Source organism: Butyricimonas sp. BSD2780061689_150309_C8 (genome assembly GCF_015560935.1).
In the GTDB taxonomy this organism is placed as follows: Bacteria; Bacteroidota; Bacteroidia; order Bacteroidales; family Marinifilaceae; genus Butyricimonas; species Butyricimonas paravirosa.
This window is the reverse complement of the sequence record NZ_JADMSV010000001.1, coordinates 611,353-625,861: the sequence shown is the minus strand read 5'-3', so window position 1 is coordinate 625,861 and position 14,509 is coordinate 611,353. Positions and strand designations below refer to the sequence as shown.

The following is a 14,509-nucleotide window of genomic DNA, read 5'->3' as shown; positions in this document are numbered from 1 at the left end:
ATCAATATCTTTATTATTCATATATCGGTTTAGGAATTACAACCACTCCGGGTTCCGGATGTTCCTCGTAATAATAATAAACCGGAGTAACAACATATTTAATAACCAAGTACTCCACCGCAGAAGGCCAATAACTTGCTTGAAAATTATCCCCCATAAATCGATGTATAGAATTATACACGTCAACATTTGTCGTTTTCAAACTTCGATATTGCTCAATAATCTTATACATCAAACCGGGAGACCAAGGTCCTAGCACGACCTCTTTCCAATACCATGGTTTCTGTGGAACCGTCTTATTATACAAAAATATTCGGGTATCACTCATGGTCGGGAGATAATGATTATTTTCTACCAGCCGGAGCCCCACTTGTAAATGATCAGGTCTAGTGTCCCCCTCTTTTCTCCGTTTCCAAGTAATTACCGGAATATAAGCTGATACTTCATTAACGGGCATAACAAGTTCCTTTTCTAAAATGTAATCCTGTCCTTCGACTGCATCAGTTAGCGTATCCACAATTTCCAAATTAATTTTCCGTAATTCGGGTGAAGGAAACCCCATAACATAAAAATTCGCTGCCACTTGCTTAGTATCACTATTCTCCCAATCTTCAAAAATGGTTGTCGTCGTTCCAATGTCACTACCCGGCATAAAATAAATCCGGTCTTTTTCTTGCTCATAAGCCAAATAATCCCTGTCGCAGGAAGCATTTATCCCCACCATCCATATTAAAGTCCCCCAAAACACATATAATTTCATCTTATTCATAACTCCAAATTTTATTTATGTTCTATTTTTCAGTTTCTACGGGTGGAAATACCCCTTCTCGCCCCCCTTCCCGATATTCAAACTCACCATCCGGGATTGGCCACACGTACACCTCATCAGACCCCTCATAAGTCATTCCATAATACAAACAACTATTAATCGACATATTCTGACGTTTCATATTAAACCACGTCAAGCCCTCTCCCCAAAATTCTTTTCGATATTCCTTGTTAATCAACTCCATATCAAGCGTTACGTTTCTATACACGAACCCGCGAGCCTGCGTGTAAGAATCAAGATACCTCTGAGCTTCCGTTAACTTTCCCTGTTTCAATAATCCTTCTGCCATGATCAAGTACATTTCGGAAATTCGCATCATGTGTATTCCCCGAGTTCCACGAACCGTCCCGGCATTACGAAATATCTTGTAAAAACGTGCATGTTTACCAGAAACTCCTTCACGTTGTCGAAACCAATTGATCCGGTAATCCATCTCTCCACCTGTTGAAGGAACTTCATATAACTTCCGGAAGCCGTAATCAACCGGCGCCATCCCTTCCGGATAGTACTCCGGATACAAGTAAAAACCATTTAACGGTAACAACACATTAGGCTTTGGCTCATCCTGTTCATCGTCAAAATGCTCTTTCATGACTTCGGTCCAATTTTTTTGAGGATAAACAGCCCAAATCGTTTCACTCCTTGAAACACATGACGCGTATTCATACCCCATATTCGTTTTACTTGCAAACTCAAACTTCTCTGACTGAATCACTTTTTCCGCATAGATAACCGCACTATCCAAATCATTTTTCATCATGTAAACACGTGCCAATAATCCTTGGACAGCATACAAATTCATGTGAAATTGCCGTTGAGTCATAAAAGCTGACACGTCAGCCCTATTTACCCGCTCCAAATTCAAGTAACTCCCCTCGTCCCGTAATAACCCTTCAGCCTCTTTCAATTCATCTATTACCTTACGATAAATAGCTCCCACGGTACGAAACGGGTAAACCAAAGGCTCGTACGATTCACAATAAGGTATGGCCGGGTAATCAACTGTCTCTTCCCGGTAAGCCGGAGCGAAAGCATTAAGTAACTGGAAGTGCATGAAAGCCCTTAAAGCTAAGGCTTCACCCTTGTAAAAATTATAATAACGCAAACTATTTTCTCGTCCTTCCAAATTCGTCAATACACTATTTACATGACTGATATTTTCATACATCAATTTCCATATATCATCAAACATGGATCGTTTCGTGAAATTACTATTCATGTATTGAAAAGTCAGCAACAACTCCATGTAGCCTCCAACATTCTCGTACACGTAATACTGGGCTAGCATATCCGGCAAATAATATGACAACTTCTCCCCATATAACTCTTTTTGCGCTAAAGCGGTATACACACCGTACAATGCATCCTCAAATCCTTCTTCGGATTGGAACAGTTTATCTCCCAACACTTCACTCTTGGGAGTCAGATCCAGAAAATTTTCACAACCGGAAAATACAAGGATCGTTACCAATAATATTACTATTCTTCTCATATTATACCCTTTACTATAAATCATCAACATTAAAACGTCGGACTAATCGTAAAATTAAATCCTCGCATATACGGGTAAGAAGTCCCTCTTTCAAACTTCACCGTGGAAAGTCTCAATACATCCGAGAAATTCACGCCTATACGTAACCTTTTCAAATAAATATGCTTCACCCATTCCGAGGTAAACTCGTAGAAAAATCCTAAAGAGGATAAATAAAATTCATTCCGTTTTTCCACGAAACGCGATGATTGCGCGAACGTGTAATCATTCGGATCATAACCTCGATAATATACCAAGTCACCCGGATTCTTCCAACGCTCGGTAAAGGCCCGGCGATCTACATTATAATTTGGGTCAATCCGTTCTATCTTATCAGCACGAGTAGAATTATAGATCCATCCTCCACGGGTGATGCTCATTCCGGCAAACATCGAAAAACCCTTGTAAGAAAAAGAAGTACTAAGCGCAAGTTCTAATTTCGGGATTGTATTTCCCATCGCAACTTTATCATTAGCATCATACACAAAAGTTAAAGAACCATCCTTCTTTACTAAAATATCCTGCCCCGTAGCCGGATCAATTCCCAAAGAAGGTACGACATAAATGGAGGAGGCCGATTCTCCTTCTTCAAATTGAATCTTAGGCGGTATTCCTTTATAAATATTACGATTAAGAGCATCTTGATCTATATGCTCTTGCCGGTTCTCGTCATTTTTATATTTCAATGAATTACTAATTTTTAATATTTTATCCCGGTTATGCTGTCCGTTTAGAGTTACACGCCATTGTAGATTTCTCGTTTGCAAGATGGCACCGGATAAACTCCAATCATATCCCTTGTTTTCTTGTTCTCCCAAGTTACTGTTCAAACGAATGACTCCCACCGATGGCGGATAAGCCACGGGCAAAAGCATATCTTTTGTCGTTTTCTTATAGAAACTCAAATCCAATTGCAAACGATCTGATAGTAACGATAGTTGAATTCCCAAATTCAATTCATTCGTATAGGAAGCTTTCAGCTTTTCATTAGCCATTGTTTTGGGTCTGGCTCCAACCCCGGTAATAAAATTATTATCAGCACTATATAAGTAAGTTGTTCGCGTTTCCCAAGAAGACAATGTATTACTCCCCGTGGACCCGTAACTGACTTTCAGTCTCAGTAAATTCACAAACGACTCCTTAAGGAATGCCTCATTATGAACATTCCATCCGGCTCCTATCGACCAATAAGGGTGCCAACGATACTCTTTACTAACACTGGAACTACCCGAAGCCCGGTAATTACCATCCACGAAATAACGATCTTGGTATATGAAATTCAAGTTGCCAAATACCGCTACCCCCGAACTTTTCGATTCCGCGCCACCAGGTGATCCTTCCGGATAGGTTGATGCGAAATTAATATCGTTCAATATCGGTTTCAAAAAACCTATTCCTTGAAAAGAAAACGAAGAAGATGTATTTCTGTTCACGGAACCACCCAAATTAATGCTTAATAAAGAGCCCTTTTCATCCAAATTCCAATTATAGGAAAGCGTCGCATTACCAGCCCATGACGTTTCGTCCGATCCGGTAATCTCGTAACTACCTTTCTCGTCAAGATCTCTTGACAAAAAATCGGCAGACTCCGGAGAAATGAAATTATCTTCACGCCCGTCACCCAACAAATAATTAAAACCACCGTTGACATATAAACCTTGTAAAAGATTGATCCGAAAACTGATATTATTGGTAATTGTCTTTTCAGTTGACTTTGAAAAGCTCTCTAATGAAGCCTCATACCATGGATTTCGATCCAAATTATTATTATACTTTTTCACCCAATTCCCGTACTCATCTTTAGGCATATCATAGGGATTACGTCTAACCCATTCAGAATAGCTACCATAGGGAGAATCCTTGGAATCCGTTTTATTTATATCCAAACGATAAGACACGGTCAGAAAATCTTTATAATTATAAGAAAGATTCAATCCGATCCCCAATCTCTGTCGGAAGTCCCCTTTCATTATCCCCCGAGTATCCCCGTAACGAAGATTTACACTATAATCCATTCCTCCGCCACGCCCGGTAATACTTACCGAGTGATCAAACGACCAACTATTCCGTAACGGGATAGATTTCCAGTCTGTAGAAGCTCCGCGTTCTACAACATTTCTACGTTGCCAATACAATTCATCCAATTCTCCGGTCGGCGAATCATACAAACCACATAATCTTTCCAACTCCAATTTCTCTCTTCCGTTACACAAGTTAAAAGAAGAGACATCCGGGAATTGCACATCGGGAAGGAAATTGTAACGAACCTTCAACTTCGAATCGGTCACTCGCATACGGGTAATCACAATGACACCATTGGCGGCCTTTTCTCCATACATTGCTTTAGCTGAAGCATCCTTTAATACATCCACCCGATCTATATCCTGCATATCAATATCATACAATGCCTGTAGTGAAATCTCCACCCCATCCAGAATAATCAATGGAGTATTCAAACCGAATTGCCCATCCACGGCCAAAGCGGTTGTTCCCCGAAGGATAATCTCCGGAATGTAGTTAGGATTAGCCCCCTGTTCATTATTTTCCACGATATGCAAACCGGGAACAGTAAAAGCCAAAGCCTTCAAAATATTGTTAGGCGAAACCTTTAAAAGGTCCTCTCCTTTTACAGAAGTAACTGACCCCGTATATGAATTCGTCTTCTGCGTGAAAAAGCCGTTAACAACAACCTCCTCGATCTTACTTACTTCTTCTTCCATTTTAATCGTAAACTCTTTCTCATTCTTTAAAGGGTAAACCACGGTTTTATATCCTACAAACGAGAATTCCAAGGCATATTTTATGGAAGGTAACTGTAACATGAATACTCCATTTGAATTCGTGGCAACTCCTTGTGTCGTTCCAACAACCTTTACCGTCACTCCCGGGATCGGAAGACTATCTTTATCTACCACTTTTCCCCTAATCGTGACTGATTTTTTCTCGTCGGGATCCTTGCCTTCTTTCAACTTGATAATAACCACGTTGTTTAAAACCGTGTAAGTCAATCCTGTTCCTTTTAACACCTGATTCAATACATTTTCTAAAGGGACATCCCGCATATCAATATTTACATCCCTTATTTTTTTTATTTCGGCATTATCTATGTTATAAAAAAAGCCGAAATCCGTTTGGATTTTTAAGGATTGTATCACCTCTTCCAGAGTTGCTCCCCTCATTTGCAGGGTCACCATCTTATTCTGAGAGAGTAAATCTGCTGATGCATGTAATGACATCACAAAAACAAACACAAATAAAAATTTTGCCATAAGCCACTGTTTTCGTAAACTATTCCCTCGAATGGGTATAGACCATCGATTCTTTTTCATACATTTGTAATTATTAAGTGAAACATATCGGGAATAACATCTGGTAATGCGTGTTCCCTATTGCTTATTTAAGGCAGGTGTTGTTCGTAGCAACACCTGCTTTTATTTTCATTCACTAACTACTACCGTCCGGCCATTCACGTTAAAATGCACATCACCCGCCTCTTCAATCACATCAAGCACTTCCTGCAAATTAGCCTGACGTTTCATTATACCGAAGAATCGTTTCTTTTTTAACTTCGGCTCTTGATAAAATATCTCCACATCAAACCACCGGGAAACTTTCCGCAAAATTGTCTCCAAATCATCATTACGAGAAACAAAGAGTCCATCTTTCCAAGCCACGTAAGTAAAGACATCCACGGGAAGAATTTGTGTCTCCAAGGTTTGTCGATTCAAAAGGAATTGCTCTCCCGGAACAATTTTTTGAAAATCAATCATATTTACCCCTTTCACACAAACACCCACTGAACCTTTCACAAGTGTTGTCTGAAAAAATTCCTCGTCTTCATAAGCCATCACATTAAATTCGGTTCCAAATACTTTCACCTCTTCTAACCGAGTTTCCACGATAAAAGAACGTTCTTCCTTAGCAACCACGAAATAGGCCTCCCCCGACAATTCAACTCTTCGCTCTGCACCCAAAAATGCCGTTGGATAACGTAAACGAGACTCTGAATTCAAAAAAACTTTTGTTCCATCGGCCAGCTCAACAACGTATTCTCCTGAAGGAGGCACGATCAATTCATTATAAGTCTCCTTACCAGCAATAGACGTCTCCCCGCCATAACGTAACATCCCTTTCTCCACATGAATCGTCACACAATCCCGATTTATCGTTCCAGAAATTTGTGATGAATCCAAAACAATTTGTTCGCCTTGACTCAATCGAAGCGTCACGGCAACCTGTCCCGGGCATATTTGTGTAGGTTCGGGGTTAGTTACTTTCTCACCTACAGGCCAATATCTCCAGCCCAAAATAAACACGCCTAAAATAATGACAGCCACCCCAGCATACTGCCACCAATTCATAACACCATGACGATTTTTCCCACGTTTCACGACAACCAATCCTTTCCACTCATTCACACGTGAACGATCACGCACCATAATCTTCTCTTGCTGACGACAAAACAGCTTATAATATTGCCTATGTTTTTCACTTTCGGCATACCAAACATTAAATACAAGAGATTCCTCTTTCGAAAGTTTTTCTCCTCTAAACTTCCGATACAAAAGAGCAATATTTATAGATTCAATTTCATTCATGTATTTCCTATTTTGCAGCTATGACGTAAAAAGACGAAAATAGGGTGAATGAAAAAAGAAAAAAATCAGATTTTCTCGCAGGACTTATGTAATTTCATTAAAATAAAAGACAAAAACAGTTCATCATGTTGGTCGTACAAACCTTCCCGAAGATCTTGATAAGCCTTTTTCATATGGGTTTTTATCGTATTGACAGACAATCCGGTAATTTCTGCAATCTGAGGATAACTCATCTTACCATATACGCTCATTTTTAAAATCTCACGTCGCTGTTCTGGTAATTTCTCAATTTCCTCCTCGACTCGATGAATCATCAACTCCTCCTGCTCCGATATATCAAAATCACCAGAATAGTAAACAGCATCGAATAACTTCACGTCCAACGGATCCGAGATTTTCAGTTTTCGTAAATAATCCACACATTCATTCTTCACGCAACTGTACAAATAAGAACGAGAATATTCCACGTCATCCAAATTCACACGAGATAAAAGAGATAAGAATACATCCTGCACCATATCCTCCGCTGTTTTCAAATCTCCAACATAACTTTCAGCAAATAAAACTAGCCGTCCGTAATATTGTTCAAATAATGTATCGAACTTACTCTTCACCGTACATACACTTTATATCTCCGACAAAGATAGGGAATAAGTTATATCATCAAAGAATTTATCGCATCATTAACAATATAGCATTACAAACAAATTAATTCAAAACCGTTGTTCCTCCGTGGAATCAATCCCAATGGCAATCTCCTTGATAATCCCCTTTTCAATATAAACGGGGCGGGCATATCTACGCACCAAAGGGCGATAATACTCGAAAACCAAAGCGGCGACAAAACAACAAATCCCGGATAGTAGGATAATCATTTGCAAACCGATCCATTTTTCAATTGCCCCCAGCACCATACTGCCCACGGGAGCCATACCCGTGAAAGACATTGCCATATATCCCATCACCCGGCCTCGTTTATCCTCGCCGGAAAGGGTCTGTAACAGCGTGTTGATAGAAGCCACGGCTGCAATAATCGTAAAGCCCACCGGCAGACATAACACGGCAGCCACCCAAGGAATCGTAACAAACGACATCACCGACAAACCGATCCCCAGCAATGCCCCGGAAAGCATCACCACTTTTCCCAGTCCCAGCACGCTCTTCCGGGCTGCCAGATACAAGGCCGCAATAAAGGAACCGACACCGATACATGAAAGTAATAGCCCCAGCATCTCGCTCTCCCCGTGCAGGATCGTTTTCACGTAAGCCGGGATAAACGTCATCAAGGGTAACCCGAAGAAACTGATTGCGCTCATCAAAAGCAATAGCGTACGGATCGGTATATTACCCGCCACGTACCGGAAACCATCCTGCATATCTTCCCACACCTTTTGTTTCACGGTTCTCTCCCGCTTGGGCGCTACCCGCATCATCAACAAGGCAATAATTACGGCAATATAGCTGATACCATTCAACAGGAAACAAATGCCCTCTCCCAACAAACCGATCAACACTCCACCCACCGCGGGCCCGATCAAACGAGAACCATTAATCACGGCAGAATTCAGCGCAATAGCGTTACTCAACTTATCCTTCGGAACCAAACTCGGATAAAAAGATTGTCGAGTGGGATTATCCAAAGCATTAATCAAACCGATCAACAAACTCAGAATCATAATATGCCACACCTGTATCAAACCGGTCAACGTGAGCAAGGCCATCAACAACGCCTGTACCATAGACAGCGATTGCGTCAGTACCAGCAACTTACGTCGATCAAACCGGTCAACAAAAACGCTCATGTAAGGAGTCGCCACGAGAATCGGGATTTGTGCCATGAAAGTAACCGTCGCCAGTAAAAGCACCGACCCGGTCAACCGAAACACCAGCCAACTCATGGCAATCTGTTGCATCCACGTCCCAATCAGCGAGATACATTGTCCCCCGAAATAAAGACGGAAATTATAACTTTTCAAGGAAGCGAATACCTGCGTGAAGGCCCCTAAATTATTAGGCAATAACTCCCGAAGCCCTCGCCAACCACCCAAAAACTTATACCCGCTCCTATCTTTATTCATTTCATTCAATCAAAATAACTTTATTAACTTGCAACCTGCAACGTGGCGCAGCCACACTCCCCACAAAAATACTTACATTTTGCATCAATTGAATCACCAGCGAATAATTTTGCCTATTTTTGCGGTAAGAATAGGTTATGCCATGATAGAACAAACAGAAAACAGACTCTCGGTTGCAGAAGCGCAGAACATCTGCCTGCGAAATAACATCCCGTTTTACACGTACCGTTTACCCGGTTCGCGTGAAGTTGTTTTCGGGGCTCAACTCTCCAACGATACCCGGATATTCAAGGGATTCGAAAAACATCGGGGAGAAAAAGGGTTTGTTATCACGCCCTTCAATCACTCCTCTTGGAGTTTCCCCTTCTTCATCAAGGCCGATCTTTCATTCACGGACTACCTGACTGACGGTGAAGCGATTCGAAATTTACAGAACACGGTTTTCAATACCCCGGAACGTATTTTCACCAAGCAAGACTGCGAGCATTTCGAGTACTTGGATGAATTGCGCACGATGATCGACACGTTGAAACGGGAAGGGATGAAAAAAGCCGTTCTATCAAGAACCATCACGATACCCTGCGATTCACTCCGACTATCGCCAGCGATCTTCGAACAGATGAAACAATACCACCACGCCTTCCTGTTCTTTGCCGCCATTCCGGGTAAATGTGCTTGGATGGGTGCCTCACCGGAGACTTTCCTCAAATACGACAGAAACGGATTCTTCACCATGTCACTGGCAGGAACTCAACCCGTGGCAACAGCAAAAAATCCACCTGAATGGGGAGACAAGGACATCGAGGAACAACAAATCGTGACCGACTACATCCAAGACACGCTAAGACATTTCTTTACCCGCCATCTCGAAATCGAGGGACCGATCACGTTACAGGCCGGGAATGTCTTTCACCTCTGTACCTTTTTCAGAAGTGACGAACAACTCCCTGCCGACCAGATTGACGAACTGGTAGGACAACTTCACCCGACTCCGGCCGTCTGCGGCCTACCCAAAAAGAGAGCCATGCAAATCATCACGGAGATCGAGAAACGGGATCGGGGATATTATGCCGGATTCCTAGGACCATTGCAAGCCTCCGGGGCATTTGACTTGTTTGTCAACCTGCGTACCATGGAAGTATTCGATGACGCCCTGCGATTGTATGTCGGAGGCGGCATTACCCCTCTTTCCGACCCGGAAACCGAGTGGCAGGAAACTTGTCAGAAAGCCGATACTTTACTAAACCTCATACGTCAAATGAATTATGGAAAAATCACATTCTGATATTGAAAACGTTCGAATTCTTATCAGTCTACTCGTTCAAAAAGGGATCAAGGAAGTCGTTCTGTCACCCGGTTCCCGGAATGCACCTTTACTCGTGTCTGTTGCCCGGGAAAAAAGGTTGAAACATCATATCATCGTGGATGAACGTTCGGCCGCCTTCTTCGCTCTGGGAGTAGCACAACAAACCGGACAAACGGTTGCCCTTATCTGCACGTCGGGAACCGCCTTATTGAATTACTCCCCTGCCGTGGCGGAAGCCTATTACCAGGGTATTCCCCTTCTCGTTATCTCGGCAGACCGTCCCTCCGAATGGATAGATCAAGACGATAGCCAAACGATACAACAGCAAGGGGCATTATGTAACTTTGTGAAAAAGAGCTTTCAGCTCCCGACAGCCATCACGTGCAACGAGGACCGCTGGCATACCAATCGTCTGGTAAACGAGGCCATTAATCTATCCCAACATGGCCGGAAAGGCCCCGTGCATATCAATGTTCCCCTGAGAGAACCCTTGTACGGCTTTCAACATGAATCCATAACTTCAGAACGGGTGATCAAGACTCTGAAAGAAACCCTTTCCTTAACCGCAGAAATCTCTCAAAACCTGCGGGAGGAATTTTTCCTTTGTCCCAAGGTCATGATCATCGCCGGGTTCCATAAACCTGACCCGGTTTTACAACAACATATCAAGTTACTGGCAAGCCTTCCCAACGTGGTGGTTTTAACGGAAAGCGTAACAAATCTATCCATTCCCCTCGTGATCTCCACGATAGACAGGGTAATCTCCACGATACAACCGGAAGAAGCAGAGACTTACGCCCCTGAACTACTCATCACGTTCGGGGGAGCGATTGTTTCCCGCATGATAAAGGCTTTCATCCGAGAACATACCCCACATTCTCATTGGCATATTGACGAACGGTCGACACCGCCTGACACGTACAAGTCCATGACCCTCCACGTCCCCATGGACACCCGAACATTCTTTGATCAACTCCAACCCGCGGAAATAAAAGCCAACAGTTTACCGTCCAGTTATGCCCACCAATGGCATCAACGGGAAGAAAAAGCAACACAAATACACGATAACTACCTGAAACGTATCCCGTGGTGTGATCTGAAAGCCTTCTCCATGCTCATTCCCGCACTTCCTGCCGGGAGCCGTTTACAACTAGGCAACAGCACCCCAATACGTTACGCCCAACTCTTCCGGTACACGCAGGTGGACCGTACCGATGCCAACCGGGGAACAAGTGGTATTGATGGTTGTACCTCGACAGCCATGGGTGCAGCCTCAACATTCGACGGGATCACCACGCTGATCGTGGGAGACAATAGCTTTTTGTACGACTCCAATGCTTTATGGATCAAAAACTGTCCCCCGTCATTACGGATCATCGTTATCCAAAATGGGGGAGGAGGCATATTCCGCTTTTTGGCAGGTCCTTCCGGTCTGGAAGAAGTTGAAGAATTCTTTGAAACCCCTCACGACGTGGATATAGAACGGCTTGCCGAAATTCATCGTTTCAAGGTGTACCGAGCAATAGATGCACCCTCGTTAGAATCAGCACTATCCGAATTCTACCAACCGGGACAACAACCGGCCATTCTCGTTGTTCACACACCCGGAAAAATAAACGGGGAAATATTAAAAGGATATTTTCAAGCGTTGAGGGGTTAATTAAGGGAAACTAGAATTTCTCAGAAGAGCTATTTTTAACTCTCTCTATAAACAGAGGAGGAGTTGGTGACTTATTCCGAAGATAGGATATATTTCAACTCCACCTCTGCAAGAGAAAGATAAAGGTTAAAAGATAAAAACCAAAAGTTGAAAGTAGGAAATTTAGAAGCGTCGGCTTTGTGTGGCGGAAATCTAAAATCTACAATCATTAAATCTAAAATTAGTAAGGGGAGTACCCCGAAGGGGGGAGGGAATTTGAAAAATAACTTTTTGGACAGCCCCGCCCAAAGTCCTACCTCATTTTTTCTTCCCCCAACAGCACACTTATCCATTTATTTACTACTTTTGGGATAGCGTTTGTTTATTCTTTTTATCTTAATTTATGGGGATAAGTTATTATTTCATGGACAAGACCCACAAACAGGTCGGGCCGCTTTCGTTAGATGAACTTAAACAACAAGGGATCACGCGAGAAACACCCGTGTGGCGTGAAGGTATGCCAAACTGGGTACAGGCAAAAGATATTCCCGAATTACATGAATATATCACATCTCCTAAACCACAAATCAGCGTGGTACAGATTGTCCTGATTTTATACGCAACCTTAGGCACGATTCTCTTCTTACTCGCTGGCAGATTTGTTTCGGCGCTTGTCGCCTCGTGGTTTGACATTTACCCATACGTTCCGGGAATTGTCATCCTCATCATCGGGGTACTAGGCATCATCTTTTCCCTGTTTTACAAAAAAAAGAAAATACTTACTGAATACAACACTGATAGTTCTACCCTTCTTACTATCTTCCTTATTTTCCATTTTCTATTATGGAGTACTAAATCATGCCTATTGTTTCCGGTACGATCGCTGCATCATAGAGAAAAGATCCGGAGTAGGAGTCATGGATAAATTCGGATTGGAAATCGTTCCCTACGTATACGATAATATCGCACCCAATAGTTACTGGTCACCCGCTTACTACCGGGCCACGTATAACAACCAAAAAGGGATACTCGCCCTCGATGGAACTGAAATTATCCCATGTATATACGATGATGTTGACACTTGGCTCACAACCGACAATTTCATGGTTAAATCAGGGAAACTAAAAGGACTATATACCCCAAGAGGAAAAGTAATCGTTCCTTGCGAGTACACGAAAATTTCCCGCTGGCGGGAAACCTCGCTCCTCCACGTGAAAATAGATGACCAAGAAGGCCTCTATACCCTGGAGGGAGAAGAGATATTACCCTGTCAATTTATCATCTGTAAAGAATTAAACGGTATATCACTGATCAACCGCGGCGGATTCTCGAAAGACGGTAAAGTGCAGAATGGAGTCTGGGGAGCAATCAATAAAAAAGGAAAAATCATTATCCCCTGCAAATACAATGACATCATACCCTACGCCGGTTCTGAACGCATCGAGGCCGACGGGGGATATATCAAAGATATTTACGACTTTAACGGAAATTATTTACGAAGCGAATATAAATGGTAAATTATTAAACTATGGAAAACTATTTTTACCTGAACGAAAAGAATGAACAAAAAGGCCCGGTTTCTCCCGAAGAATTAATTCGCAACGGGGTAACGAAAAACTCCCTCGTGTGGAAAAACGGTATGGCCCAATGGCTCCCGGCAGGAGAAGTTCCCGAACTTGCGAACTTGTTCACGAACGAAACCTCCACGCCTTTATCACCCCCGCCATTCCCTCCCACACCACCTCAACCACCGGTAAACAACAATTCCAAACCGGACAACTGGCTAGTATGGGCAATCCTATCGACCATTTTGTGCTGTTTGCCGCTAGGGATTGTCTCCATCATCTATGCCACGAAAGTGGACAACCTCTGGAATTCCGGTCAGCAAGAGGAAGCGATAAAAGCTTCTAACATGGCAAGATTATTTTTCTTCTTGGCATTAGGTGGAGGTGTACTCGCCGTCATCATCGGGTTCATCAGCGGATTAGCAAGTGTACTGATGGGAGGAGGTTATTATTAATATTCGAATGAATGTATTCGTTCGGACATTTTAAGAAAATAGGCCTCATACTAATTATACTACTCGGGATCATCCTGTTCTTCATTGATCCCGAGTATTCGGCATTTATACCAAAATGTCCCTTTCGTTGGTTCACGGGACTCGATTGTCCGGCATGTGGTAGCCAAAGGGCAATTCATCAATTATTACACTTGAATATCAAAGGAGCTTTCGGGTATAACCCGTTCCTTATTCTTTCTATTCCTTATCTAATTGCTCTTGTAATCACGCAATGGTTTGACCCCCGAAATAAATTAGCCCGGCTAAAAAGGATCTGCCATCACCGGATAGTCGTCAACACGTACTTAATATTAATCATAGTATGGTGGATCGCCCGGAATATCCTACCTTTCCTCCGGGGTTCCTTACCACCAACCATATAGCACCTTGACATCAGTTTCACATCAAAAACACTGGCGAGTATTCTTGCTATGAAGATGCTATGTTCATGCTATGTTCATGATCCCGC

General features: G+C 42.6%; 13 protein-coding genes. 6 read left to right on the top strand and 7 right to left on the bottom strand.

Annotated features, from left to right (window positions below; genetic code table 11):
* Positions 1 to 13: 13 nt before the first annotated feature.
* The 6 genes from I2I33_RS02370 to I2I33_RS02345 form a co-directional block, all read right to left on the bottom strand.
* Positions 14 to 769, bottom strand: a complete 756-nt coding sequence (locus I2I33_RS02370) for a DUF4843 domain-containing protein (RefSeq protein ID WP_087419335.1) — start codon at positions 767 to 769, stop codon at positions 14 to 16.
* 22 nt (positions 770 to 791) lie between these two features.
* Positions 792 to 2,321 carry a RagB/SusD family nutrient uptake outer membrane protein gene (locus tag I2I33_RS02365; RefSeq protein WP_162613679.1) on the bottom strand — a complete coding sequence of 510 codons (1,530 nt, stop codon included), beginning with the start codon at positions 2,319 to 2,321 and terminating at the stop codon, positions 792 to 794.
* A gap of 29 nt (positions 2,322 to 2,350) precedes the next feature.
* On the bottom strand, positions 2,351 to 5,629 hold the full coding sequence (locus I2I33_RS02360) for a SusC/RagA family TonB-linked outer membrane protein (RefSeq protein ID WP_162613678.1): 3,279 nt from the start codon (positions 5,627 to 5,629) through the stop codon (positions 2,351 to 2,353).
* A 168-nt stretch (positions 5,630 to 5,797) separates the two neighbouring features.
* Positions 5,798 to 6,958 carry a FecR family protein gene (locus I2I33_RS02355; protein ID WP_087419332.1) on the bottom strand — a complete coding sequence of 387 codons (1,161 nt, stop codon included), beginning with the start codon at positions 6,956 to 6,958 and terminating at the stop codon, positions 5,798 to 5,800.
* A gap of 65 nt (positions 6,959 to 7,023) precedes the next feature.
* Complete coding sequence (locus tag I2I33_RS02350) at positions 7,024 to 7,572, bottom strand: RNA polymerase sigma-70 factor (RefSeq protein WP_087419331.1); 549 nt, start codon at positions 7,570 to 7,572, stop codon at positions 7,024 to 7,026.
* A gap of 99 nt (positions 7,573 to 7,671) precedes the next feature.
* Entirely contained in the window at positions 7,672 to 9,036 is a 1,365-nt protein-coding gene (locus tag I2I33_RS02345) for an MFS transporter (RefSeq protein ID WP_087419330.1), read from the bottom strand.
* A gap of 142 nt (positions 9,037 to 9,178) precedes the next feature.
* Here I2I33_RS02345 and I2I33_RS02340 point away from each other — a divergent pair, with 142 nt between their 5' ends.
* A complete protein-coding gene (locus tag I2I33_RS02340; RefSeq protein WP_087419329.1) occupies positions 9,179 to 10,321 on the top strand; it encodes a chorismate-binding protein in 1,143 nt (380 codons plus the stop codon).
* Positions 10,302 to 12,002 (top strand): 2-succinyl-5-enolpyruvyl-6-hydroxy-3-cyclohexene-1-carboxylic-acid synthase, encoded by a 1,701-nt coding sequence (menD, locus tag I2I33_RS02335; RefSeq protein WP_087419328.1) that lies wholly within the window; start codon positions 10,302 to 10,304, stop codon positions 12,000 to 12,002. The genes I2I33_RS02340 and menD overlap by 20 nt, the downstream gene beginning before the upstream one ends.
* Positions 12,003 to 12,073: 71 nt before the next feature.
* On the opposite strand, the gene I2I33_RS02330 is transcribed toward menD, so the two are convergent.
* Positions 12,074 to 12,334 carry a hypothetical protein gene (locus I2I33_RS02330; RefSeq protein WP_087419327.1) on the bottom strand — a complete coding sequence of 87 codons (261 nt, stop codon included), beginning with the start codon at positions 12,332 to 12,334 and terminating at the stop codon, positions 12,074 to 12,076.
* A 71-nt stretch (positions 12,335 to 12,405) separates the two neighbouring features.
* On the opposite strand from I2I33_RS02330, the gene I2I33_RS02325 reads away from it, so the two are divergent.
* The 4 genes from I2I33_RS02325 to I2I33_RS20520 are packed head-to-tail and all read left to right on the top strand — an operon-like array spanning position 12,406 to position 14,423.
* Positions 12,406 to 12,906 carry a DUF4339 domain-containing protein gene (locus I2I33_RS02325; protein ID WP_195666722.1) on the top strand — a complete coding sequence of 167 codons (501 nt, stop codon included), beginning with the start codon at positions 12,406 to 12,408 and terminating at the stop codon, positions 12,904 to 12,906.
* The gene (locus I2I33_RS02320; protein WP_195666721.1) at positions 12,899 to 13,498 is read left to right on the top strand and encodes a WG repeat-containing protein; all 600 of its coding nucleotides are present in this window, start codon (positions 12,899 to 12,901) and stop codon (positions 13,496 to 13,498) included. The genes I2I33_RS02325 and I2I33_RS02320 overlap by 8 nt, the downstream gene beginning before the upstream one ends.
* 11 nt (positions 13,499 to 13,509) lie before the next feature.
* Positions 13,510 to 14,001 (top strand): CD225/dispanin family protein, encoded by a 492-nt coding sequence (locus I2I33_RS02315; protein ID WP_087419325.1) that lies wholly within the window; start codon positions 13,510 to 13,512, stop codon positions 13,999 to 14,001.
* Between the two features lie 11 nt (positions 14,002 to 14,012).
* The gene (locus I2I33_RS20520; RefSeq protein WP_087419324.1) at positions 14,013 to 14,423 is read left to right on the top strand and encodes a DUF2752 domain-containing protein; all 411 of its coding nucleotides are present in this window, start codon (positions 14,013 to 14,015) and stop codon (positions 14,421 to 14,423) included.
* Positions 14,424 to 14,509: the final 86 nt, after the last annotated feature.